Annotated in this window: 23 protein-coding genes; 19 read left to right on the top strand and 4 right to left on the bottom strand. The window is 60.8% G+C overall.

From position 1 onward, the window contains the following. Window position 1: 1 nt before the first annotated feature. Together VJX68_RS13385 and VJX68_RS13380 are read right to left on the bottom strand one after the other, a co-directional pair. Window positions 2–3361, bottom strand: coding sequence for an adenylate/guanylate cyclase domain-containing protein (locus tag VJX68_RS13385; RefSeq protein WP_324096204.1), 3360 nt, complete (start codon window positions 3359–3361; stop codon window positions 2–4). 117 nt (window positions 3362–3478) lie between these two features. Beyond that, window positions 3479–4006, bottom strand: coding sequence for a YybH family protein (locus VJX68_RS13380; RefSeq protein ID WP_324096203.1), 528 nt, complete (start codon window positions 4004–4006; stop codon window positions 3479–3481). Between the two features lie 355 nt (window positions 4007–4361). On the opposite strand from VJX68_RS13380, the gene VJX68_RS13375 reads away from it, so the two are divergent. From VJX68_RS13375 to VJX68_RS13355, 5 genes are all read left to right on the top strand, one after another. Further along, entirely contained in the window at window positions 4362–4724 is a 363-nt protein-coding gene (locus VJX68_RS13375) for a hypothetical protein (protein ID WP_324096202.1), read from the top strand. Beyond that, window positions 4673–5539: a hypothetical protein gene (locus tag VJX68_RS13370; protein WP_324096201.1), complete on the top strand. Its 867-nt coding sequence runs from the start codon at window positions 4673–4675 to the stop codon at window positions 5537–5539. The genes VJX68_RS13375 and VJX68_RS13370 overlap by 52 nt, the downstream gene beginning before the upstream one ends. Before the next feature lie 381 nt (window positions 5540–5920). After that, window positions 5921–6664, top strand: coding sequence for an RIO1 family regulatory kinase/ATPase domain-containing protein (locus tag VJX68_RS13365; RefSeq protein ID WP_324096200.1), 744 nt, complete (start codon window positions 5921–5923; stop codon window positions 6662–6664). Between the two features lie 70 nt (window positions 6665–6734). Continuing rightward, the gene (locus tag VJX68_RS13360; RefSeq protein ID WP_324096199.1) at window positions 6735–7550 is read left to right on the top strand and encodes an SDR family NAD(P)-dependent oxidoreductase; all 816 of its coding nucleotides are present in this window, start codon (window positions 6735–6737) and stop codon (window positions 7548–7550) included. Between the two features lie 5 nt (window positions 7551–7555). Then, window positions 7556–8176, top strand: a complete 621-nt coding sequence (locus VJX68_RS13355; RefSeq protein WP_324096198.1) for a TetR/AcrR family transcriptional regulator — start codon at window positions 7556–7558, stop codon at window positions 8174–8176. On the opposite strand, the gene VJX68_RS13350 is transcribed toward VJX68_RS13355, so the two are convergent. Together VJX68_RS13350 and gspD are read right to left on the bottom strand one after the other, a co-directional pair. Then, window positions 8173–9093, bottom strand: a complete 921-nt coding sequence (locus VJX68_RS13350) for a lysophospholipid acyltransferase family protein (protein WP_324096197.1) — start codon at window positions 9091–9093, stop codon at window positions 8173–8175. The two genes, VJX68_RS13355 and VJX68_RS13350, sit on opposite strands and share 4 nt — an antisense overlap. Before the next feature lie 160 nt (window positions 9094–9253). Continuing rightward, window positions 9254–11971, bottom strand: a complete 2718-nt coding sequence (gene gspD, locus VJX68_RS13345; protein ID WP_324096196.1) for a type II secretion system secretin GspD — start codon at window positions 11969–11971, stop codon at window positions 9254–9256. 215 nt (window positions 11972–12186) lie between these two features. Here gspD and VJX68_RS13340 point away from each other — a divergent pair, with 215 nt between their 5' ends. From VJX68_RS13340 to VJX68_RS13275, 14 genes are all read left to right on the top strand, one after another. After that, complete coding sequence (locus VJX68_RS13340) at window positions 12187–13479, top strand: FtsX-like permease family protein (RefSeq protein WP_324096195.1); 1293 nt, start codon at window positions 12187–12189, stop codon at window positions 13477–13479. Further along, on the top strand, window positions 13472–14194 hold the full coding sequence (locus VJX68_RS13335; RefSeq protein ID WP_324096194.1) for an ABC transporter ATP-binding protein: 723 nt from the start codon (window positions 13472–13474) through the stop codon (window positions 14192–14194). Before VJX68_RS13340 ends, VJX68_RS13335 begins: the two co-directional genes overlap by 8 nt. A 238-nt stretch (window positions 14195–14432) precedes the next feature. Next, entirely contained in the window at window positions 14433–16865 is a 2433-nt protein-coding gene (gene bamA / locus VJX68_RS13330; protein WP_324096193.1) for an outer membrane protein assembly factor BamA, read from the top strand. Window positions 16866–17051: 186 nt separating this feature from the next. Continuing rightward, window positions 17052–17702 carry an OmpH/Skp family outer membrane protein gene (locus tag VJX68_RS13325; protein WP_324096192.1) on the top strand — a complete coding sequence of 217 codons (651 nt, stop codon included), beginning with the start codon at window positions 17052–17054 and terminating at the stop codon, window positions 17700–17702. A gap of 32 nt (window positions 17703–17734) precedes the next feature. After that, window positions 17735–18190 (top strand): 3-hydroxyacyl-ACP dehydratase FabZ, encoded by a 456-nt coding sequence (gene fabZ, locus VJX68_RS13320; RefSeq protein ID WP_324096191.1) that lies wholly within the window; start codon window positions 17735–17737, stop codon window positions 18188–18190. Next, on the top strand, window positions 18187–18981 hold the full coding sequence (gene lpxA, locus VJX68_RS13315; protein ID WP_349255916.1) for an acyl-ACP--UDP-N-acetylglucosamine O-acyltransferase: 795 nt from the start codon (window positions 18187–18189) through the stop codon (window positions 18979–18981). The genes fabZ and lpxA overlap by 4 nt, the downstream gene beginning before the upstream one ends. Beyond that, window positions 18962–19789, top strand: coding sequence for an LpxI family protein (locus VJX68_RS13310; RefSeq protein ID WP_324096189.1), 828 nt, complete (start codon window positions 18962–18964; stop codon window positions 19787–19789). The genes lpxA and VJX68_RS13310 overlap by 20 nt, the downstream gene beginning before the upstream one ends. Beyond that, window positions 19770–20732 (top strand): Gfo/Idh/MocA family protein, encoded by a 963-nt coding sequence (locus tag VJX68_RS13305; RefSeq protein WP_324096188.1) that lies wholly within the window; start codon window positions 19770–19772, stop codon window positions 20730–20732. The genes VJX68_RS13310 and VJX68_RS13305 overlap by 20 nt, the downstream gene beginning before the upstream one ends. Window positions 20733–20766: 34 nt before the next feature. Then, window positions 20767–21213 carry a Fe-S-containing protein gene (locus VJX68_RS13300; RefSeq protein ID WP_324096187.1) on the top strand — a complete coding sequence of 149 codons (447 nt, stop codon included), beginning with the start codon at window positions 20767–20769 and terminating at the stop codon, window positions 21211–21213. 25 nt (window positions 21214–21238) lie between these two features. Beyond that, the gene (locus VJX68_RS13295) at window positions 21239–21850 is read left to right on the top strand and encodes an SCO family protein (RefSeq protein WP_324096186.1); all 612 of its coding nucleotides are present in this window, start codon (window positions 21239–21241) and stop codon (window positions 21848–21850) included. Between the two features lie 17 nt (window positions 21851–21867). Next, window positions 21868–22188 (top strand): hypothetical protein, encoded by a 321-nt coding sequence (locus VJX68_RS13290; RefSeq protein WP_324096185.1) that lies wholly within the window; start codon window positions 21868–21870, stop codon window positions 22186–22188. 97 nt (window positions 22189–22285) lie between these two features. After that, window positions 22286–23206, top strand: a complete 921-nt coding sequence (locus VJX68_RS13285; RefSeq protein WP_324096184.1) for a hypothetical protein — start codon at window positions 22286–22288, stop codon at window positions 23204–23206. A 62-nt stretch (window positions 23207–23268) separates the two neighbouring features. Next, complete coding sequence (locus VJX68_RS13280) at window positions 23269–23583, top strand: copper resistance CopC family protein (protein ID WP_324096183.1); 315 nt, start codon at window positions 23269–23271, stop codon at window positions 23581–23583. A 26-nt stretch (window positions 23584–23609) separates the two neighbouring features. Then, window positions 23610–24446 (top strand): CopD family protein, encoded by an 837-nt coding sequence (locus VJX68_RS13275; RefSeq protein WP_324096182.1) that lies wholly within the window; start codon window positions 23610–23612, stop codon window positions 24444–24446. The last annotated feature ends 77 nt before the right edge of the window (window positions 24447–24523 follow it).

Genomic DNA, 24523 nt, shown 5'->3' with positions numbered 1-24523 from the left:
GTTACGCGCCCAATTCCTCGAGCAGCGCCTTCGCGTCTTTCAGGTCAGGTGTGTCGAAGCCCTCGGTGAACCCGTTGTAGATGCCGGTGAGTATCGTGCGCGCCTCATCGCTGCGATCGGTGTCGCGCAGCAATCTCGCGAGACTCATGTTGGCGCGCAGTTCGTATAACTTCGCGCTCTGGCGGCGAGCGACTTCAATAGCTGCTCGGAACCATTTTTCTGCTGCGAGTTGGTCCGGCGCAGCCCGCATCATCGAAAGCTCACCCTTGAGCCGGTAAACGTCAGCCTCATCCTCACGGTTGCCAGCACTCTGCACGCGTTCCAGCACTTGATCGACCAGCTCGCCAGCCTCGCTTGAGCGGCCGGCCCGAAGGTATTCCTCAGCCAATGGAAAGAGGCACCAGGTTGGAATCACGACGCCAGTTGACTCGGCCGCCTCGATACCTCCGCGAATCTCGGCGATGCCTTCCTCGACTTGCCCTCGGTAACTCAGCGCCCAGCCTTTCATGATGGTCGCCATCCACACTTCTCTCCCCAATCCATGCTCAATCGAAGTCTCGATACATATCCTTGAATGCTCCAGCGCCGACTGTGGAGACCGGCACCAATGGTCAAGCCTGCTGGCAATATTGAAAGCCGTCGCAGTCGAATCTGGCAGGCCGAGACCTCGAACCCAGGCGAGTGTTTCATCGCGCCGCTCGATCGCCTGGTCGCCGAACCCAAGCATCAGCAGCACCGATGCGAGAATCGAACGGCCCACCACCAGATTCTGGAGCGCTGGCCCGCGAAGATCGCGGAATCCTGGTGAGACCAGTGGCTCCAGGCACCGCCGCGCAGCTGGGTAGTCTCCGATCCAAAGCAGGACCTCGCCGAGGGCGCCGCCAGCCAGAGCTGAATTGACGGGATCGCTCGAGCGCCCGGCGAGCGCCATTTGCTCTTCGGCCAGATGTCTGGCTTCCTCCAGTTCCAGTCTGAACAGACTCGACCATCGTAGTCCATCCAACATGAGAAATAGCTGAGCGTCGTCACCGATCAGTTTGCAAAGCTCTCGCGCGCGGTTGAACGAGAGTATCGCCCCCGGCGCCGTCAGTCCGGTAGTCGCCTGGATCAACTGGCCCTTGCCGATCTGAATGCGGAGTTCAGCGCGCGAACGCGCGGGACTGTCGGCAAGCGTGCGGACTCGCTCCAGACCGGCATCGAGATAAGCCTCGGCCTCGCGGTAGGCGGCACGCTGGGCTGCCTGTTCGCCAGCGCGGCACAGGTATTCCGCCGCCTTCGCCCCATTCTCGCTGCGGCCATAATGACGCGCCAGGTCGGCCAGATGATCATCGAGCGATGATACGTACAGCGATTCTATCGCTCTCGCGGCGCGCTCGTGTAGCATTTTGCGGCGCTCGCTCAGGATCGAGTTGTAGGCGACCTCGTGGGTCAGCGCGTGCTTGAAGGTGTATTCGATGTCGCCGGCGGCAGGCTGCTCGTAGATGAATTCGGAAAGCTGCAGATCGTGCAGCAAACGGTTCAGTTCTTCTTCCGATTTAGTGACCACATTCCGCAAGAGGCCAACCGTAAACTCTCTTCCGATCACTGCCAGCGTCTGCAACAGTTCCTTCCCATCGGCCGGTAGACGATCGATGCGCGAAGCGAGAATCGCCTGCACGGTGGGCGGTATCTTCAACTCGTTAAGAGTCTTTGTGAGCTTGACCGTTCCGTTGCGCACCAGCGCTCCCTCGTCGAGCAGCACCTGGACCGTCTCTTCCATGAAGAACGGGTTGCCCTCGGTGCGCTCGATGATGACGCGTTTCAAAGCCGAGATGTCAGGGCCGTCGCCGAGCAACGCCGACAGCATCTCGTCGGCGCTCTCCTTGCCGAGCGGATCGAGCCGCAACTGGATGTAGTAGGTCTTGCTATTCCACTGATGCGAGTATTCGGGACGATAGTTCACCAGCAGCAGAAGCCTGGCCGTGCCGATCGAATCGGCGAGCAGATTGAGCAGCGCCTGTGTCTCGTCGTCGATCCAGTGCAGGTCCTCGAAGATCACCATCAGCGGCTGATTGAGCGACTCGCGCAGCAGGATGCGTTTGATCGCGTCAAGCGTGCGGCGGCGGCGCACCTGCGCGTCCATGTCACTCAAAGGGTCGTCCGCTTCCGGGATGGCGAGGAGAGAGTAAAGATAGGGGAGCGTGTCTTCCAGCGAGCGGTCGAGGATTACGATTTTGCCGGCCACTCTTTCTCGGCGCCTGCGCGCGTCGTCGGCGCTGTCGATGCCGAAGTAAGAATGCAGCAGGTCGATCACGGGCAGGTACGCCGACGCCTTGCCGTGGGAAACCGAAAAGGCCTCGAGCACCATCCATCCCGATTGCGAGACCGCCTTAAACTCGAAAAAGAGGCGCGACTTGCCGGTGCCCGCTTCGGCGACCGCGGCGGCGATCTGCCCCCGTCCCTCCCGGGCCAGTTCGGCGGCGTGTTTGAGCGCCTCCATCTCGCGCTCGCGTCCAACGAACTTCGTAAGTCCGCGCCCGGCCGAGCGTTGCAGGCGCGTGCGCAGCGGCCCCAACCCCGTCACTTCATAGACGTTGACTGGTTCGTTGACGCCCTTGACCTTGGTCGGTCCCAACGGCTTGAGCGCGAAATACCCCTCGACGAACTTGCGCGTCTGCTCACTGGTTGCGATCGAGCCTGTGGGCGCGACGGCCTGCATCCGCGACGCCAGGTTGGTGGTGTGCCCAATAGGCGTGTATTCGACGTGGCCGCCGCCGGTTGAGATCGACCGTACGACCACTTCGCCGCTGTTAGTGCCGATGCGGGCTTCAATCGGCATGCCGCCATCGGCAACCAGTTTCGCCGAGTAGCGTTTCAGCTCCTCCTGCATCCGCAGACCGGCGTACAGAGCGCGCTGCGGATGGTCTTCGTGCGCGACCGGCGCGCCGAACAGCGCGAAGATTCCGTCGCCGGTCGACTGCACGATGTACCCGTCATAGCGCCGCACCGCCTCGATCATGAGCTTGAGCGCGGGGTCGACAATCGCGCGCGCCTCTTCGGGGTCGAGGTCCTGCTCCAGCTCGGTCGAGCCCTTGATGTCGGCGAACAGCGCGGTGACCGTCTTGCGCTCGCCCTCGAGCGCGGCGGAAGAATCGGATTGTTCCGGCCTGATCCGAATCCCCGGCGCGGCGGGCTCTGATTCAGATGCCTTCGCGCCTGCTGAAGAGGCGCGCGCAAGCGTGGCGCCACACTCTCCGCAGAACTTTTCGCCTGGCGTGTTCTCGGCGCCGCAGGACGGGCACCGGGGATTCAACCCCGTGCCACATTGCGCGCAAAACTTTCGCCCTTCCCGATTTTCGGCATTGCATTTTGAGCAGCGCATCAGGTCACCCGGAACTCAGACACGCTAGCACGACTGACTGCCAGGCGTATCGTGCGAAGTCGGTAACCGGGCTCTGGTTAGCTCCATCAGCAACGCACAACAAACGGCACAATATTACTAGGGCTTCGACATCAGATCGGCTTTCCCGCTCGCCAGATCCACCGGAAATGAGTTGTGCTCTTGGACGATCAGCCACTTTCCCGTGATCTTCTTGAGGCAGTCAGTGGTCCGAATGACCATCTCGGTCTTCGCACCGCTCTTGTCCGTCGAGACCATGTGGCTGGTGTAATGCGCGAAGGCAAGCTTGCCGTCAGCGGTGATGTCGAGGTCGCTTATCTGATTCGTCATCGGGCCGGCGGCGGCGGTCGCAAAGAAGCCCTCGAAGTCCTTGCGATAGGCGGCAGCACCGACGTACTGGCGCGGAGGAATGGTGTCGAACACAAAGAGATCCTCCCCCGGAGAGTAAAACTGCATAATCTTGTCAACATCTTTGGCGGCGATCGCCGCGGCAAGTTGTTCTTCCAGCGCCTGGATTTGCGCCTTGTCGGCCGAATCGGCCCGGGCATTGAATGAGATCCCCAGTAGGACGATTGCAAAGGCGATGGTCCCCATGGCTAACAGTTTGCTTGTGTGGTTCGAATTCATGCGACTCCTCCCGGAACTTTTTTGGATTGATGCCCCTCGGTTACAACACCGCCACCGAACACTCACACTTCTATGGAAACACGGGAGCGAGGAGATGATGCCCGCTCGTCGGTGGTCGTTTCTCACGGACCCACGGCGATGTCAAGACTTGGGGAGTAACACTTATCACCACTGGATTGCCTTCGACGGAAATCCCGGCTAAGCAGGTTGACCGTAGAGTAAGGGGCGCATTTTTGGGGGAATCCGAGTTGGCAGGTTCGTTGCGATAGTCGCATACGCATGCGTTGTCGCCGCATTATTCTGCAACCTCGCTGCTGCGCAGGACGGCGCTCTAAGCGGCGACGAGGCAGCGGTGGTGAAGGCGCGCGTTCAGAAGATCCGCGGACTCAAGCTCAAGGCCGACGTGCCGGTGACCTACCTCAGCGTCGCGGATACGGAAGCCAGGTTCAGAGCCGAGTTCGCGCGGGAGATAAGCCAGGAGGAAATCGACACCGGCGTCGAGGAGAACAAGATGATCGGTCTGTTCCCGCCCGATCTGAAAATCGAGCGCAAAGACCTGGCCGATATGACGCTGGAGCTGGCGGGCTTCTACGACGACCATCATAAGGACATCGTGATCATGATCGGCCTGTCACGGTCGCGCTGCCGGAGCGCTATCGAAACGCCGTGTCGCAGTACAAGAAACTCGAAACCGTGGGGACGCTGGGGCACGAGCTGACCCATGCGCTCCAGGACCAGCACTTCGATATCGAAGCCGCGCAAAAGAAGTACAAAGGCGATACCGATCGCGAACTCGCCTACAAGGCAATCGTCGAAGGCGATGCAACGCTGTCGGGATTTTCAGTGGTGAATGGGCGCGTCGATGACCAGACTATGGACTACTTCGACACGCATCTGCAGGACATCGTGCCGGTGTTCATGGGACGCATGGAAGGCAAGCCGCGCGCGATGACCTACCCCTTCATCTTTCAATACACCGAAGGAGCCCGTTTCGTCGCCGAGGCTTACCATCGCAACAAATGGGCCGGCGTGAATGCGTTGTTCACAGGACCGCCGCTATCGACGCAGCAGATCGTGCATCCCGAACTTTACTTCGACACTCCCACTCCCGCCAAAACCGTCAAGCTCGCCGGCTACGAGAAAGTTCTGCACGATTGGAAAAAGGTCGACGAGGATACGCTCGGCGAGCTGATGCTTAAGATCATGATCGAGCGCACGATGGGTGAGGGTACGCCGTACGTCGAGGCGGCGAGCAAATGGGCGGGCGATAAGATCGTCGCGCTGCGGAAAGGCAAGTCGCTGACCGTGCTCTGGATGCTCGACTTCCGCAACGCGGGTGCCGCCGACAACTTCGCTCAGCTCTACACGCAAATCCTCGACAAGGTCATCCCCGGCACCACCGCCCGCAAGCTTGAGCAACGGGGTTCGGCGGTCTTCGTAATGATCGGCGACGGCGCCATCCGCTATCACGAATTCATCCCCGAAGTCTGGAAGCAAAGCCGCATCGACGGCGCGCCGATCGAAGCCCCGTGAATTCCTGGCCTGTCTCCCTCATCCGCGGCCGGCGATGGACGATTGACTTGGCAGGCGCGCGCGCGGATATTTTCATTAACTCCCTGACGGGAGGTGCACATGCAATGAATAGCCACTTGAAAGATCTTGCCGAATCGCGCGTGAGTGCGCCTCCGCCGCTGACCAGTCGCCGGTAAACCAACCGGATATTCCCGACATCGTAGCCACGGAGGCAAAAGCTCCCCTGGCTTTTTTGCGTCTGTAGCGCGCGGCGCGCGCGTGCGATTTGACGATTCGATTTCTTCACGTTTCGAAAACGCAGGAGGACCAAGCCATGAGGGAAAAAGAGCGACAGAAAACCAGAGACGCGCGAAACACAACTTCTAACTATTGGGGCAACAGATGACTACTGCTTTAGAGATCGACGAAGAATTACTCGACGCGTTCATCGGTGATGGATCGATAGCCGACGTCCTATACGTGGTCAGGAGCGGGAAAGAGGCGACTGTCTATTGCTGCCGCGGCGCGGCGGCGTCAGGAGGCGGGCTGGTCGCTGCGAAGGTCTACCGTCCGCTCGACCGCCGCAATTTTCGCAACGATGCGATTTACCAGACCGGCCGTGACGCCGCGATGGAAAGCCGCACCAGGCGCGCGTTGGCAAATAAAACCCGTCACGGGCGCGATGTGCAGTACGGGGCCTGGATCAACGCCGAATTTCAGACCATGCGGATGCTCCACGCGGCAGGCGCAGATGTGCCCGAGGTATTCTCCCGATCGAATGGCGCGATCCTGATGGAATACTTCGGCGACGAGGAGGCCGCCGCGCCGATGCTCAATCGCGTCACGGTGCCGCGTGAGCAAGCGGAACAATTGCTGCGTCGAATTATCGACAACGTCACGCTATGGCTCACGAACCATCTCGTGCATGGCGACTTGTCGCCGTACAACCTCCTTTACTGGGAGGGCAGAATCGTCGCGATCGATTTTCCGCAGGCGGTCGATGCGCGGATCAATCCGAGTGCGAGAGCGTTGCTCGGCCGCGATCTGGAAAACGTGTGCGGGTATTTCTCGAAGTACAGGATTCGTTCGGATGCGGAGAGGATCGCAAAAGCATTGTGGGCGCATTACCGCGCGGGGAGGTTGTGAGCGAACCAGGCTGGACAATATCGATACAGAGCTGTATCGTATGTGTAGGATGAAGGAATTTGAGAACAAAGTGGCAATCGTCACCGGCGGCGGGATGGGCCTGGGACAGGCCCTTTGCGAGGAGCTGGCGCGTCGAGGGTCCGCCGTCATTGTTGCGGACATCGACGCCAACGCCGCCAAACAGGTGGCTTCCCATATTGCGCAGAGCGGCGCACAAGCTCGCGCGGTGCGGGTTGACGTTTCGAAGCAAGATGACGTTGCGCGCCTGATCGAGACGACGGTCTCCGAGTTCGGGCGGCTTGATTACATGTTCAACAATGCAGCGATCTTTATCGGCGGCGATGCGCGCGACGTCTCCGTGGAACAGTGGGACCGCGTCCTCGCGGTAAACCTGCACGGCGTCATCTACGGGACGATCTACGCGTATCGAGTCATGGTGCAACAAGGACACGGACATATCGTCAACGTTTCCTCCGCCAGCGGCCTGACTCCGCAGCCCGGAAATACATCCTATTGCACCTGCAAACACGGAATAGTCGGGCTCTCGCTCTCCATGCGATTTGAAGGGGCCGACCTGGGCGTGAAGGTGAGCGCCGTCTGTCCGGGTGACATGAAGACCAGCGTCTATGAGAACATGGTCGTCATGAATATGCCGCATGATGAGGTGGTCCGGGTAAGCCGGCGTTCCCACTTTCCAATCCGCCAGATAAGCGCTGAAAAAGCCGCGAGAGAGATCCTGCGAGGAGTGTCCCGTAACCAGGCGCTGATCATCTTTCCCGGGGCAGTTCGATGGATATGGCGCATCTATCGCGCGTCTCCGCGCCTGATTTATTGGGTAAGCCTTCGCCGGATGAGGATGTTTCGCAAACTTCGGATTAGCGCCTGAGCGATGTGAATCCTGCGAAACGCAAGGCCAAGGCCGGCCGCGGGCGCCCGCGCGATCCGGCAGCAGATGCGGCAGTGCTTCGTGCCGCGCTGGAACTCTTTGTCGAGCACGGCATCGAGGGCTCCAGCTTCGAGCAGATTGCGAGACGCGCCGGCGTCGCGCGCACTACCATCTACCGTCGATGGTCATCGCGGGAAGATCTTCTTGCGCATGCGATGGACATGTCCAGGAAAGCGCCGGAGCGATCTTTGACGGCTGCGGCCCGTGTTCCGCCGAAACGGATGGCGGAGGAACTGATCAACGCACTCTCCGAGACGGTTAGCGCGCGCGACTATCGGAAGATGGTTGCAAAACTAGTCGGCTCGGTACCGGACTCTCCGGAGCTGATGGCGGTCTATTGGAACACCTATTTGATCCCGCGGCGCAGGATCGTCGCCGAGACGATCGATCGAGCGCGCGAGCGAGGCCTCGTGCCGAAGGAAACTGATTCGGAGATTTTGCAGGACATGATCGGAGGCGCGATCATGTATCATCTGCTGATTCGTCCGGGTCACAAGAATCGGAAAGACATGCGTGCTTACATCCGCACACTGATGCGCCACGTCTTTCCCGGGGAGAGGACCTAGTAGAAGCGGGGTTCGCCTGGGGGGCGGGTTTTCCAGCGGCGGTGGATCCAGTTCCAGTGATCGGGATGCTCGCGGATCATCGCCTCGAGCGTGTTGGTGTAGAGCTGCGTGTATTCGCGGACGGCGGCCTCACGGTTGCGGGGCTTTTCGGGATAGAAGGCGGGCAGAATTTTGATGTGGTGATGAATCGTGTCGCCCTGGCGCACCATAAACACGGGCATCACGGGTGCGCCGGTGGCGATCGACAGCCGTGCGATGCCGTCGCTGGTCGATGCGGGCATCCCGAAGAAATCGACGAACACGCCTTTGCGCACGTCGAGGTCGAGCGCAATCGCGATCATCCAGTTCTGTCGCAGCATCCGCATCATCTCGCGGCCGCCCGCCTTGCGCTCGATGATGCGGTTGCCGTAGCGGACGCGCTGGGTGCAGATGGCGGCGTCGATAAGGGGATTGCGCAGCGCGCGATGGACGATGGCGAGACGGTAGCCGTAGATCGATTGCGCAATCTGCATCAGCTCGAAATTCCCATAATGCGCGGTCAGCACGAACAGCCCACGGCCGTTGGAGCGGCGCTCGGCTTCGTCCCAATTTTCCTTGCCCTCGTAGGTGGCGACCTGCTCGATATCCGCGCGGCTCAGCTCAGGTAGATGGGTCCATTCGGCGAGCACGCGGCCCCAACTGCGATACATCTTGCGCAGGATGTTGAGGCGCGCCGCCGGCGTCATCTCGGGGAAGGCTATCTCCAGGTTTTTGAGCGCGATCGGGCGGTTGGGGCGATCGAAATTCATCGCCCATCCACCGAGACGCGCGCCCGCACGCACCGCGCGCTCCAACGGCATCGCACGCAGCGCCGCCGTCACGGCGGTGATGCCCGTGTATTCGATGCGGGCTTTGACGGGACCGATCTGTCTGGCCATCGAGGATCGAGAATGGTCAGAGAGGACGGCGGCGCGCAAGCGTGGGGATGGGAAAGAACTTAATTGTAGTAAAACCCCACCATTGGGTCTGTCTGTATCCTAACCTCTCATTGTCCGAGGAGAGGTTAGGATCGCGGAGAGGACGCGGGAAGCACGAGGCTTACGGGGAGATACTCGGGGTGACGCCTGCCTTCGTCGCGTCCAATGCGCCAGATGATGCTGTGACGCCGTCTACCGAGACTTTGCCGGCACCAGGATCGAGCGGCGTTGCGCCGGTCGAGACGAATCGGCCGGATGACGCCGAGTACGGCGGCGCTGTGGCGATCGTTGCCGACGTCGCCGAGTCGGCGCCCACTCTTCCAAGCGGCGCCGGGTACGGAGCGCTCGCGTAACCGCTGCCGGTCGTTGTCGTTGCTGGGGAGTTCATCGAGGTCGGGCCAATCTCGGTGGTGTTAAATGGCGTCTCACCGCTCGACGGCGCGGACTCGTACGCAGCGCCCGGATTTTCGGGTCCCGGAGGCGCCGGCGGACCGCCATATGGCGCGTTCAGGTCGGCGGCGGGCGAAACGGGGATCGAGAAGCTCGGCTTGTAGACCTGGCGGATCTGCGAGGCCGGCATATCATGGATTTCCTTGCGGCCGAGCGAATTCACGAACTGCTGGCGTTCGTCGAGGGCGAGCTCGCGCAGCTGGCTCTTGTTGCGAATAATATGCGGAGTCAGGAAGACGATGAGGTTGTCTTTCTGCTTGTCGCTGCTCTTGTTGCTGAACAGGTTGCCAAGGACCGGGATGTCGGAAATGAACGGAACGCCCTGATTGTTCTGCGTATCCTGGCTGGCGAGCAGGCCGCCGACAACCGCGGTGCGATGGTTCTGGATCAGCACGCTGGTCGAGGCCGACCGAATGGTCGTGGTCGGTCCGAGCGTGTTGTTCGCAGTGCCGCCGACGACGTTGGAAACTTCCTCATAGAGGTCGAGCTTGACGTAGTCGCCCTCGGAGACCTGCGGCACGATATCGAGCGAGATGCCGACGTTCTGGCGCTCGACCGAGTTGAAGATTTGTCCGGGCAATCCGGCGTTGGCCGAAGCCGAGCCGACGAAGGGCAGGTTCTCGCCGACGACGATCATCGCTTCTTCATTGTCGGCGGTAAGCAACGTGGGCGCTGAGAGCACGTCGGCGTGGGTGTCGGTTTCCAGCGCCATGATGAGTGCGATGTCGCAGGGGAGGGTCAAAGAGCCGGTAGTAGTGGTGGTCGTCCCGGTCGCGGCTTGAGCCGCAGAGAGCGCCGCGCCAGTTATCTTACATGTGGTATTCGACGCCAGTCCGAGGCCAAGGCCGGTGACTTGCAGCGGGTCGGCGAGCGCATTCTGGAGCTGTCCGAAATTAAGCGCGCCGGCGCCGAACACGCTTCCGCCGCCCACGCCGTTGGAGTAGAAATTGACGCCCAACTGGCGCTGGCGCTCGGCGGAGACCTCGACGATGACGGCTTGAACGAAAATCTGGACGCGCGGGGTGTCGAGGTCGTCGATGATCTGCTTGAGGGTTTGCCAATCCTGCGGCGACGCGCTGATAACCATCGCGTTGGTCGCGGGGTCGGCGGTGATATTTACAGGATAGGAGAAATCGATGCTCTTGCCGGCCGAGCTGGCCGACGCCGGACCGGTATTGGACCCGCCGCCACGGCTGATCATCCCGCCACCTCCGCCGCCGCCGCCGAAGCCGCCGGAGCCGTTCGTGCCGCCCATGCCGCCGCCACCGCTCATCGAGCCGCCGAAGCTCGCGCTACTAGCCATCCCGCCGATGCCACCCATACCGCCCATACCGCCGAAGCCGCCGCCCATTCCGCCGCTGGCAGCGCTATTGAAGCTGGAGCGGCCGAGCGATCCCTTGCCGGTGGTGGGAGAGAGGGTGGTCGGGCCGCTGCCGCCGTTGAGCAGGTTGTTGAGCACCTGGACCATCTCGAGCGCCTGCGCGTTCTTCAGGCGATAGACGTGGATGCGCGAGGTGGCCAGCGGAGGATTGACGTCGAGCTTCTGGACTATTTCCTGAATCTCACGCATCTGGAGCGGCGGCGCGAGGACGATGAGGCAATTGGTGCGCTCATCGGGGATGACCTTATAGCCCATCCCGGGACCGGTTGCGGAAGGCGCGACGCCCATCTGGGGCCGAATCATCTGGGGGTTCGCGCCGTTGGCGGTCCCCATCTTAACGGCCATGAGTTGATCGATTTCGGGCGCGAGCTCACCGGCAAAGGCGAGCCTGAGCGGAATGACGACAATCGATTGCTGCTCGCCGCGCACGTCCAGCGCGCCGATTATCTGGAGCAACCGCTCGACGTTGTAAGCGTCGTCGGTGACGATGACGGTGTTGTCAGCGGGAAACGCCGCTACCAGTCCATCGTGCGAAACCATCGGCTGGATCACGCCGATGACGGACGCGGCGTCGATATTCTTGAGCCGGACCATCCGGGTCACGTACTCGTCGCCGCCGGTCTCGGCGGGGGTCTGCGATTCGGTAAGCTTGGCGATCGAGCGGACGTTGCGTGCGGGCTCAATCTTGATGATCTTGCCGGCCTGAACGGTGGTGAAGCCTTTTACCTGGAGGACGGATTGGAAGATCTTGTAGGCCTGCTCGGGCGTGACCTTGCTCGGCGAGATGATCGTAACCTTGCCGCGCACGGATTCGTCGATGATGAAGTTGCGGCCGGTGATCTCGGAGATGAACTTGGCGAGAACGGGAATGTCCACGTTCTGGAAGTTCATTGTGATTGTATTTTGGGGAGGCAGCGCCGCGGAGTCGGCGGCAAAGGGGGAGGCTCCAATATCAGCAGCGGCGAACAGCAGTGCGGCGGTCAGCGCCCCAAGCAAAAAACGGCTCATGCGAGAACCTCCGCATTTCGGGTCAAAACGTCGTGAGCATATTTCACCACCGCCGCGTTGTGCAACCCGGATTGTTGCAAATGTCACAGTGCTCGGCGACTATGACGATCACCGACCCGATTTGATTCAATCGAAAACCAAAAAAAGTAGTAAGGCGCAGGGGTTACCCTGCCAGGGAAGAGCGAAACCCACGGCGGGTTTCGCTACAATTTCGGATGGTGACCAAATTGCGCTACGAATTTTTGATCGGGCTCAGATATATGCGGGCGCGGCGGCGCGAGCGATTCGTGTCGCTTATCGCGATCATCTCGCTGGCCGGGATAACTATCGGGACGTTCACCTTGTCGGTCGCGCTGTCGGTGATGAGCGGATTCGAGAAAGATCTCCGCGCGCGGCTGCTCGCGTTTACGCCACAGATAACGATCGAGCGCAGCGACGGCGGCGTGTGGAATCCCAGCGAGCTCGAAAAGAAGATCGCGGCGATGCCGGGGGTGATGGCGTCGGCGCCGTTCGTCACGTCGCAGGTGATGGCGGTGTCGAGCACGGACTCGGGCGCGCCTGGTCTCGTGTCGGGCGGAATTCTCCGCGGGGTCCAGCCGCACGACAACGCCGTGCTCAAGGAATTGAAGGACACGCTCGAGGACGGGACGCTGACGGATCTCGAGACAACGCATCCGGTGACGGTGGCCGATAAGGGCGTCAAGCGGGTGGTCGAGCTGCCGGCCGCGATCCTCGGCAAGTCGCTCGCGTTCGAGCTGGGGGTGAGACCGGGAGATCCGGTGATCCTGATTTCGCCGGCGAGTTTAGGAGCGGGAATCGGGCCGCCGCGTCTCAAGCGATTCGTGGTGACGGGATTCTTTCATTCGGGCATGTACGACTTCGATTCGACGCTAGTGTTTGTCGCGTTGAAGGACGGACGCGCGCTGCTGGCCGACGATGCGTCGCTCGAAAGCGGACTCGAACTGCGGCTGGTCAACATGTTCGACGCGCCGACGATACGCGACAAGATCGCGGCGATGGCGGGGCCTGATTTCGAAGTGTCGGACTGGACGACGGCCAACGCACCGCTGTTCGCCGCGCTCAAGCTGGAGAAATTCACCTACTTCATGGTGCTGCTGCTGATCGTGCTGGTGGCGGCCTTCAACATAATCGCGACGCTGGTGATGGTGGTGATGGAACGGCGCAAGGAGATTGCGATCGTGCGCACGATGGGCGCGCGGGCAGCGTCGGTGGCGTCGATCTTTCTGTGCGAGGGCGCGGCGCTCGGCGTGATCGGCACGATTCTGGGCGTCGGCGCGGGATTCGTGACGGCGTTCACGATCGGCAAGTATCACCTGATTCATCTGCCGGCCGACATGTTCATGGTGAGCTCGGTGCCGGTGATGATTAATCCATGGAACTTCGTCGTGGTGGCGGCGGCAACGATCGTTCTGTGCCTCGCAGCGGCAATCTACCCGGCGTTGCAGGCCGCGCGCCTCTCGCCAGTCGAGGTGATTCGCTATGAGTGAGGCGCGCGCGGCGGCGAAACCGAACGCCGCGAAGGGGCGTCTTATCGAGGTACGCGGCCTCGACAAGACATTCTATGACGCCGATCGCGAGATTCGGGTGCTGCGCAATCTCGATCTCAATGTCGAGGCGGGCGAGGAGGTCGCGGTGGTGGGGCAATCGGGAACCGGCAAGTCCACCCTGCTGCACATAATCGGAAGCCTCGAGGAGCCGACCGCGGGCAAAGTCTATTTCGAGGGCGAAGATTTGTTCGCGCTCGATCAGAAATCGCTGGCGGAGTTCCGCAACCAGAAGCTGGGTTTCGTGTTTCAATTCCATTACCTGCTGGCGGACTTCACGGCGCTGGAAAACGTGATGATGCCGGCGCTGATCGGCCGTATCGACGACGCCGAGGCGAGCCGGCGCGCAACCGAGATGCTCGAAATCGTGGGGCTGGGCGACAAGCTAAAGCGCAGGCCGGCGGAACTGTCCGGCGGTGAGCAGCAACGCGTCGCGGTGGCGCGCGCGGTGGTGCTGCGGCCCAAGCTGCTGCTGGCGGACGAGCCGACGGGCAATCTCGATCCGCATACGGCAAGCGGAGTACACGAGCTGTTCCACACGCTCAATCGCGAGCTCGGAATAACGCTGGTGATCGCGACGCATAACGAACAGTTGACGCGCAGCGTCGGCCGCGCGCTGCGGCTTAGTGAAGGAAAGCTGATGGACGAGCGCAGGTGAGAGATTGAATGGTTCCGACTCTTACCTCGCCCGTTATTCCACAGGAGAGGCGGCCGGCGGCATCGCGGCCGGCAGGTGAGGGTTCTAGGGTTCTGTGGTTCCGGCAAGCTGTCGAAGTACGCCACAGAACCCTCACCTAACCTCTCCCGTAAAATAACGGGCGAGGGATCAGAACGGGTGTTTGGTTTACATGGGGGGAGCGATTGGTTAGTTTGGTCGCCGTTTTTGGTGTGTTTGAGTGACATCCGGAAAATTCAACGCGCGCATGCGGCGCGCGCCGTCATTTTGCGGGCTACGCCGTCCGCATCGCGCGCTATTGCGGGCAAATTGCACGCTGATATTGGTTTTGGCCGCCGCGATGCTCGCGGCAGCCGTCGCGCGTGCGCAGGGTCCCGCGCCGATAATCTCCAAGATCGAAATAGCCGGCAATCAACGCGTCGAAGAAGACGCGATTCGCATCCACATCACGCAGCAGGTCGGCCGGCCACTCGATCAGGCGCTGGTCGATACTGACATCAAGTCGATCTACCGGTTGGGCTTTTTCGACTCGGTGACGACGCGCGTCGAGCAGCAGGGCAGCCAGAACATCCTTGTGTACCGGGTCAAAGAACGGCCGCAGATAACGGACGTCAAGTTTTACGGGATGAAGGCGATCCGGTCGAACGACGACAAGATAGTCGCGGCGACGAAAGTGCATCCGGGTACGATACTCGATCCGATCGCGGTCAAGGAAACCATCAACGGCGTAACCGCGGTATACGCCGAGAAGGGTTACACCGACGCCCGCGTGACCTTCAAGCCGATCCCGCAACCCGACAACACGGCGTTCGGCGAATTCGACGTGGTGGAAGGGTCGAAGGTCGAGATCACGGAGATCCAGTTCGTCGGCAACCATGCGTTTTCGTCGTCCATATTGCAAAGCAACATGGAAACGCGGCCGTACAGCAGGCTGCTCAGCTGGGTCACGGGGTGGGGCGCGCTCGACCAGAAAAAACTGCAGGAGGACGTCGATCGCCTGACGGCGTACTACTACGACAACGGCTACCTGAATGTGCAGATTCCGCCGCCGCAGGTGGTGCGCAGTGGGGCGAATATAAAGATCGTAATAACGATCGACGAGGGCACGCCGTACCGCGTCGGCCGGATCAACATCGTTGGCAACCTGAAGTTTCCGCGCAGCGAACTGCGCAAGCAGCTAACGATGAAGAGCGGGCAACTGTTCCGCGGCTCAGCGTTGCAGCGGCAGGTGCTGGCGCTGTCGGATTTCTACTCGAACCACGGCTACGCGTATGTCAACGTCGATCCGCGCACGCAACTGGTGCACGCGGTCAAGCGGGTCAACGTGGTGTTCGTGATCAATCCCGGTCACGAAGTGATAATCGACCGCATCAATATCAGCGGCAACACGAAGACCTCGGACAAGGTAATCCGGCGAGAGATCCAGGTGCAGGAGCAGGAGCCGTACAGCGCCGAAGAGATCCGCGATTCTAAGGTGCGGCTGGACCGGCTGGGATTCTTCAGCGACACGCGCATCACGACCGCGCCGGCGTCGCAGCCCGACAAGATAAACCTGGACGTGAACGTGACCGAGGCGAACACCGCCTCGTTCCAGGTGGCCGGCGGATTCGACAGCTATCAATCGCTGTTCGGCAACTTCACGCTGGGCAACACCAACCTGTTCGGCGGGGGCGAATCGCTTATCGCGAATGCGCAGGTCGGCTTCCTGTTCCAGAATTACAGCATCAGCTACACCGAGCCGTGGTTCCTGGATATCCCGCTCGCAGTGGGCATGCAGTTGTTCGACAACAAAACTTACCTGCTGAGCTTCAACCAGTCGTCGGCGGGCTTCACCTTGACGACTACGTATCCGCTGACCGAGCTCGGCTTCAAGAAGCTCGGGCCGTTCTCGCTGAAAGACATCACGGCGGGACTGGGCTATTCGTTCCAGAGCATCGGAATCACCGGGCTGAACCAGTTCACGACTTTCCAGATTGCGCGCTACAAGGGCTACACACAGACTTCTGAAATTACGCCGACGATTCGGCGCTTCACGGTGGACAATCCGACCGATCCGCGCACTGGCACCGTCGAGACTCTGAGTATGCAGTTCGGCGGACTCGGCGGGACCAATTCGTTCATCAAGGGCGTCGCGCATTTTCGATACTTTTACCCGTTCTTGAAGAGCCAGACGCTGGGGACGTTTGTGGTGTCGCAGGGAGTCACGTTCGGCATCGGGACCAACCTGCAAAGCGGGACCGGCGGCGAGTTGCCGCTGTACGAGCGATTCTTCCCGGGCGGTGTCGGCGGTCCGGGCGACGTGCGCGGCTATCAGCTGTATTCGTTGGGTCCGCAAGTGACGATCTTCAGCCAGAACGGCACACCGCTAAGCGTGCAGGACGTCGGCGGCAGCAAGGAATTGCTACTGAGCAACGAGATCACGTTCCCGATCCTGTCGGGATTGGGAATCCGCGGAGTGGTATTCAGCGACGCGGGGCAATCGTTCCGGCTCAAGGACTCGCTCTCCATAGATCAGTTGCAGGCGTCGTTTGGAATCGGCATCCGTTGGAAATCACCGTTCGGCCCGCTGGCAGTGGATATCGCTTTTCCGATCAACCCACGGCCCGCCGACCAGAGCACGGTGTTCGAAGTCGGCGCCGGCTCGCCGCTGTAGATTCGTAGGCGGGCAACAGCGGCGAAACATAAATTTTTTTCGACGAGCGAAACGATGCGGGCGTCCGCAACTGGATTTGATGCTCGATCAAGTACTATGGTGTATATTTCCCATGCACGAGTGGCGCGCAGTGGGAACGTGTTTCACTGTTCGATAGGTAGTCCAAAAGGAGGCTTTCCGGGCTGTATGAGGCAACGGTTGTTCATCGGTGCGATGTTCGGTGCGTTCCTTGCGGTGACGTTCGCGGCAGTTCCCGCGCACGCCGAACTGAAGTTCGCCTATGTCGACGTGCAGCGGGCGCTCAATGAGTGCGACGCCGGCAAGCGGGCCAAGGCCGATTTCCAGGGCAAGGTCACAACGTTGGAGGGGCGTCTGCAGCGGCAGCAAAACGAGGTCCAGTCGCTCAAGGACGAGATGGAAAAGAAGGGCATGCTGATGAACCCGGATCAGCGCCAATCCCTGCAAGACCAGTACGTGGAAAAGCTCAAGAACTTCGAGCGCGACTACAAGGACTCGAAGGACGAACTGCAGGCGAAGGACCAGGAGATCACGGCGAAGATCGTGCACGATCTTGCCCAAGTCATCCGCACGCTCGGAGAGCGCGACAACTACACGATGGTGTTCGAGAAGGGATCGATCCTGTGGGGCGCGCCGGGCATCGATATCACTGACCAGGTGATCCGCAGTTACAATGCGATGCACGTAGCGATCGGCTCGGTCGGCGAGGGCGCTGGCGGCGCGGTTGCGCGCACAAGCATGCAGGCTGAGCAGGCGGGCGCGTCGGAGCCGTCGGATTTCGGCTCGAATGCGGCCAAGAAATCGACCATCTCGAAGTAGCCTCCGAGACAAGGTGCGCGAAGTAATTCCCGGTGCCTGACGGCGGAAAAGTCTCAGAGCTAGAGCGCGTGCTGGGGCTGCTGCCCCATCGCTATCCCTTTCTACTGGTCGATCGCATCGTCGAACTCGTAAAAGGCCGCGTCGTAACGATCAAGAACGTCACCTTCAACGAGCCGTACTTCGCGGGGCATTTCCCAGGGCATCCGGTGATGCCGGGGGTGTTGATCGTCGAAGCGCTGGCGCAGTCGGGGGCGATCCTCGCGCTCAACGAAGTCGGCGGGGACCCGACGCGTCTGTTCATGCTGACGGGACTGGATAAAGTGCGCTTTCGGCGCCGCGTCATCCCGGGCGATCAACTGCGGATGGAAGTAAAAATTCTGAAATTTCATCGTCCGCTGTGGCGGATGCAGGCGGTGGCGCGCGTCGGCGACGAGTTAGCGGCCGAGGCGGAGTTGTCGGCGATGGAAGTCGAGGAGCAAGTTCGATAGCGGGCCGAATCCATTCCTCCGCGGTCATCGACAAACGCGCCGAACTCGACACGAGCGTCGAAGTCGGTCCGGGCGCGGTGATCGGGCCGGACGTGAAGATCGGGGCTGGCAGCGTGGTTGGTCCGTGCGCGATGATCGAGCGCAACACCACGATCGGCAAGCGCAATCGAATATGGCAGTTCGCCGCCATCGGCGCTGAACCGCAGGACCTGAAATTCAAGGGCGAACCGTCGGTCGTCGAAATCGGCGACGACAATATGATTCGCGAGTTCGCGACCATCCACCGCGGCACCGAAGGCGGCGGCATGATCACAAAAGTCGGCAGTCGCACGTTGGTGATGACGTACGCGCACGTCGCGCACGACTGCATCATCGGCGACCACGTGATCCTGGCGGCGTCCACCGGGCTGGCGGGCCATTGCGTGATCGAGGAGTACGCGATTTGCGAGGGCCAGGTCGGGGTGCACCAGTTCACCCGCATCGGTACTCACGCGATCGTGGCGGCGGGCGCCAAGGTCGCGCAGGACGTGCCGCCGTACTCGATGGTGGCGGGAACCGAGCGCGCGCGGCTGGCGGGCATCAACGATATCGGCCTGCAGCGGCGTGGCTTCAAGCCCGAAACGATTGCGGCCCTGAGGTCGGCGATACGCACGCTGTTCTTCTCGAAGCTGTTGCGCGAAGACGCGATCGCGAAGACCCTGGAGGAATACGGCGACCTCGCCGAGGTGCGGCGGCTGGTCGATTTCATAAACAACTCGAAGCGCGGAGTCGTTGGCCGCGAGCGTGAATAAGCTCGGGTTAATCGCGGGCAACGGCGTCTTCCCGCTCGAAGTGGCGCGCGCCGCACGCGAGCGCGGAATAAAAGTCGTCGCCGTCGCGCATGTGAATGAAAGCGAGCGCGCGCTCGACTCGATTGCCGCTGAAGTCACGTGGATCAAAGTCGGCGAGCTGCAAAAAATAATCGACACGTTCAAAAGCGCCGGAGTGTCGGAAACGGCGATGGCCGGCGGCATCTCACGCGCGCGCTTGAAAGACTCGTTCGCGCCCGACGCGCGCGCGCTCAAGATGCTCGCGGGAATCGGGCGCTTCAGCGATGACGCGGTGCTGCGTGGCGTCGCGCGCGAAGTCGAAGCCGAAGGAATCAAGATGATCGATCCGGTGCCGATGATCGAGCATTGGCTCGCACGCGCCGGCGTCGGCGCCGGTCCCGAGCCGACTCCCGTGCAATGCCGCGACCTCGAGCTAGCGTTCGCGGTCGCACGCCGGCTCGGCAGCTACGACATCGGCCAGACAGTCGCGGTCCGCGATGGGATGGTTGCTGCCGTCGAGGCGCTGGAAGGAACGGACGCCGCGCTGCGCCGCGCAGCCGTGCTGGTGGGTGCAGGGCTAATAGTGGCGAAGGCGGCGAAGCCGGGACAGGATATGCGCTTCGATCGTCCCGCGATTGGCCCGGCGACGGTGGAATTGCTCGCCGAGATCGGAGCGGCGATGATCGGCGTCGAAGCGGGCGTCGCGCTGATTCTCGAACGCGATCGCACGCTCGAACTCGCGCGCGCGAAAAACGTGACGATATACGGTTATGCCGAAGCCGGTGTTTGAGCTGCGCGCGGCTGTGATTGGCGCGGGCCGGCTGGGCACTCTGCACGCGCGCAAGTACGCCGCGATTGCGGGAATTAGGCTCGCGCAGATTGTCGATATCGACGCGGAGCGCGCGGGGGCGCTGGCAAAGGAGGTTGGCGCGACAGCGCTGACCGATTACCGGAAGCTCGCGGGCAACGTGGACCTGGTGACGGTCGCGTCGCCCGGCGTGACGCATCATGAGATCGCATCCGCAATGCTAAAAGCGGGTATCGACGTGCTGCTGGAAAAACCGATGGCGGAGACATTGGTGCAGGCGCGCGACCTGGCCGGGCTGGCGTCGGCAAGCGGGTGCATTCTTCAGATTGGACACCTCGAGCGGTTCAATCCGGCAGTCGTGCATCTGCATTCGATCGTGAAAAATCCGCGCTTCGTCGAATGCCATCGGCTCGCACCGTTCACCGAGCGCGGCACGGACGTGGATGTGGTGCTCGATCTGATGGTGCACGACCTTGACGTGATCCTGTCGGTAGCGCCGTCGGAAGTGGCGTCGCTCGAGGCGGTCGGCGTCGCGATCCTCACTGATCGAATCGATCTCGCCAACGCGCGCATCCGCTTTCAGAGCGGGCTAATCGCGAATCTGGTCACGAGCCGCGTGTCGGCGCGGCGCGAGCGCAAGATTCGCTTCTTCCAACCTGACGCGTACATTTCGGTAGATTACGAAGCGCGCAGCATCCAAATTTTTCGCAGAACTCCGCCGGCGCGCGGCGCGCAGTTCCCGACAATTTCGGCGGAGCAGATCGATTTCGGTGAAGGCGATCCGCTGGCCGACGAAGTCAAGGCGTTCGTCGATTCCGTTCGCAACAGGTCCACGCCAGCGGTCAGCGCGGAGGACGGACTCCGCGTGACGGAGCTGACCGAGAGAATAAAGGAAGTGATGCTGACGGATTCGGTCGCGCCTTGACGCGCATAATCCGCTGCGACAGCATTGATCTGCCATGCGTCCTATCAGCCTCAAGATTCTAGGTGGTCTGTTGCTCGCGGCAGGCGCAGCGTTCCTTACATTCACCGCGATCTCGGATTGCACCGAGGTGATAGGAGGCGACGAAGTCGCCATCAATGCCTTCGCGCTGCGCACCGGCACGGCACATCTCTTCTGTTACACCGATGACGCAGGCAAACGGTTGCGTTTCGTGCTCGCGCGCGGCGACGACGGCAAAGTGCGCTCGGTGTTTGACGCATGCCGCCAGTGTTTCGCGTTTCATAAGGGCTACCGGGTGGTTGGAGGCGAACTGATTTGCCGAGTGTGCGGGAATCACTACCCAATCGATCGAATGACTGAAGGCAAAGCCTCGTGCGTTCCTGTCAGCTTGCCGCACGAAGACGATTCGGGAGTCGTGCATATCAAGACTGCGGATCTTAAGGCCGGGCACGCGCTCTTCTGACTATTTGAGTAGCTATAGCACGTTTATGATCGATGTTCGCATAAGGTACTTTATCCGAATTCTCGGGATAGTCAGTGTCGCGGCGATGCTTACTCTATCGGCATGCGGCGATCGCGAAGCCAGGGGAGATTATCCGGCGGCCAACGGGAATAATTGCCTGCCTAATGTGAGCCTGATCGATCAGCACGGAAGCACGTTTTCGCTCGCCTCGCTGAGGGGCAAACCGGTGCTGGTCGATTTCATTTACACTTCGTGTGCGTCGACCTGCCCGATGTTGACGGCAAAGATAGCGGCGATTGCACATCAGCTTGGACCGGCTCTGGGAGCTGATGTCACTATCGTCTCCATCTCGCTCGATCCCGAGCACGACAGTCCCGCAGAACTCGCAAAATACGCGAAGAGTCATGATGCTGACGGGCCCGGCTGGATTTTCCTGACCGGGCCACCGTCGCAAATTGACCAGGTGCTGGCCTTATTCAAGCTCCGCCGGACGCGCGAGAGCGACGGCTCGATCACGCATTCCATCGAGGCGTTCCTGCTCGGCCCCGACGGCCATCAGATTCGCCAGTACAACGCGCTCGATGTGAGCCCGGAAGCAGTGGTCGCCGACATTGATCGCGCGCGGAGCAAAGGGTAAGAGCGAAGTAAGGCGCGATGGTTACCTTATTGATGAACGATAGTTCTTCGCTGCGGCAACTCGCCGCCGCGATGGCGTTGGTCATGGTGATGGCGAGTCTGCCGTCGATCGGCGTGATCATGATCTCCGATCGTTCGGGCCCGAGCATCTCGATGGACATCTGTCATCCGCTGCCATCGCTCGACAACTCGCCGAACATTGTGCCGCTCGCACGCCCGGCGCCTCCGGCGCCCGGCACGCGAATTCTTTCGCACGAGACGCTTTCTCAATTCGTTCCAATTCTGAAATGTAAATTCGCCGAAGCTCCCGATCCGCCTCCGCCCAAGCTGTTCTGCTAGCAGGTCACTTTCACATTTTCGCCAGTGGATGATTGCTCGCGGACGGCGACGGTTCGCGAGCGCAGGACACGGCCGGAACCGGCCGCGGTGGGTGTTTATGCGGAGGAAAATAATTTTCGGGTTGATGGTCGTGTTTGCGATGCGCGCGAGTGCCGCGTACACACACGGAGTGGTAGGTGACTACATATTTCTCGAGCCACTGATTACGCAGGATCCCGCGCCGGCCAACGAATTCGACATTCTGGCGCCGTCCTGGGTGAAGAGCAGCAATGGCAACAGCTACTCAGTCGCATCCTCAATTGAGAAAGTACTATGGATAGATGACAACTACATGCCGCGGTTCAGCGTCGGCGGGGGCAGCAGCTGGCAGCATCAGTCGCCATACCACGGGCCGAACCTCGATGGCTTCGATGGTCTCACGATGTTCGCGAAATGGGCGTTCTTTTATTCGCAGAAGCATGAGTTCCTGGCCTCGATCGGGGCACAAATCCAGTTGCCGACCGGCAATACGGGCATCCAGCCGTCGAGTCGTACGAGCCTGGGGCCGACATTTCTGTGGGAGAAGGGCATGGGCGACCTCCCCAATTGGCCAGTGCTAAAGTACCTGCGGCCGTTGGGTATTCAGACCGACTTTGGCTATGTGCCAGCGCTAGGCGGACCTACCAACCATCACATGTTTTCCGACGCCGTCATCGAGTACTCGCTTCCTTATCTCAGCAACAATGTTCAGGACATCGGATTGAAGTGGCCGCTGCGCAACATGTTTCTGTTCAACGAGTTCAACTACGACCAGCTAATAACGGGACCATCGGGTCAGACCTTTCCCACGATCCTTGCGACGCCCGGACTTGCCTACATCAGCTATCACTTTGAAGTGGAACTGGGCACTCAGTTCGCGCTCAACGACGCGAGCAAAGCCGGAACTCATGCGGCAATACTCGGACTGCTCGATATCTTTTATGACTCGTTCTTCCCGAAGTGGGGCAACAGGACTATCAATCGAGGACCCGGCGAATGAAGCCATCGAGAAAGTGCATATCCGCGGCGGCGCTACTGGCTATTATCACTAGCTATTCGACTATGGCGTCGGCACATTCGTTTCCAGAAAAAGAGACGCCGGCGGCGGGACAGAAACTCGCTTCGCCTCCGTCCGAGATCGTAATCGACTTCGATGCGCCGATAGAGAAGTTGTTCGCCAAGCTGGAAGTTACGGGCGCTGAGGGGCAGAACGTGGCGGTTGGCGCGCCGCAGGTCAGCGATGACGGGATCCGGCTGTCGATCAAGCTCGGCGCGCTGAAACCTGGTGACTACACGGTCAAATGGGCTGTGCTTTGTATCGATACGCATCACACGAACGGTTCATACACCTTTACGGTGGCAAACGGCGGATCGTGATTCCGCAGCCAATATTCGCGTGGCCGTTGGCAGGGTCACAAGTGCTGATATTTGGAACAACAGCCTTTGCACTGATCGCGGCGCCGGGAAATATCGCCGATGGCGATGGATGGAACCGAAACATGGAATCGCTTTGGCGCGTGCTCTCGCTGATCGTACTGGTGATGTCGCCGCTGAGACTTTTGTCCGTCGCGGCGGGAATGGCGGACTCGACCTTCAGAGAAGTGATCCCCGTATTGCCGCAGGTGATGCGCGAGACCTTTGCCGGGCAGGTATGGACGTGGAGGCTGGCGACCGCGCTGCTGTTGGCTCTGGTGGCGTGGATTCCCGCACCGGGGCGATTCGCGACGACGCTAATATGCTTCATCTCGGCGGTTCTGCTCGCATTGCAAAGCGTCACGAGTCACGCGGTGGACAAGGGCGCATTCGCGATCTCGGTTCACTTTGCGCATCAGGCCGCGGCGGGCATGTGGATCGGGGCGCTGGTCTCGTTGCTGATTGGCGCGACTTACGGACATGCGGGCGCCGAGTGGTTGCATGCGGCGACGCCGCGAGTGTCTACGATCGCAGGATGGTCGGTCGCGGCGGTGATTGTGACCGGCGCGATCAGAGCCTGGGATGCGCTGGGATTGCGACTCGACCTGCTGGTGAACTCGCTCTACGGGCGGACGCTGTTGTGGAAGGTCGGCACGGCGGCCACGGTGATTCTGATTGGCGGTTACAACCGGTATCGATTGGTCGGTTCGGTGGGAGAATCGTCAGCGCGAGCGGCGTTGATTCGTAATGTGGCCGTGGAATGCGTTCTGCTGGCCGTGGTGCTCGGATGGTCGGTGGTGCTGGCAAATACGCCGCCGCCACATTGAGTAACGTGCGTTTAACCAGTGACGGACATAAAATTTAGTAAGAGAGATATGTATGAGTACTCACTATAATCTCAGAT

The sequence above is a fragment of the Binatus sp. (SeqCode) genome (assembly GCF_035272065.1).
In the GTDB taxonomy this organism is placed as follows: Bacteria; Desulfobacterota; Binatia; order Binatales; family Binataceae; genus Binatus.
The sequence above is the reverse complement of the archived record's forward strand: the minus strand, read 5'-3'. Positions and strand labels throughout refer to the sequence as shown.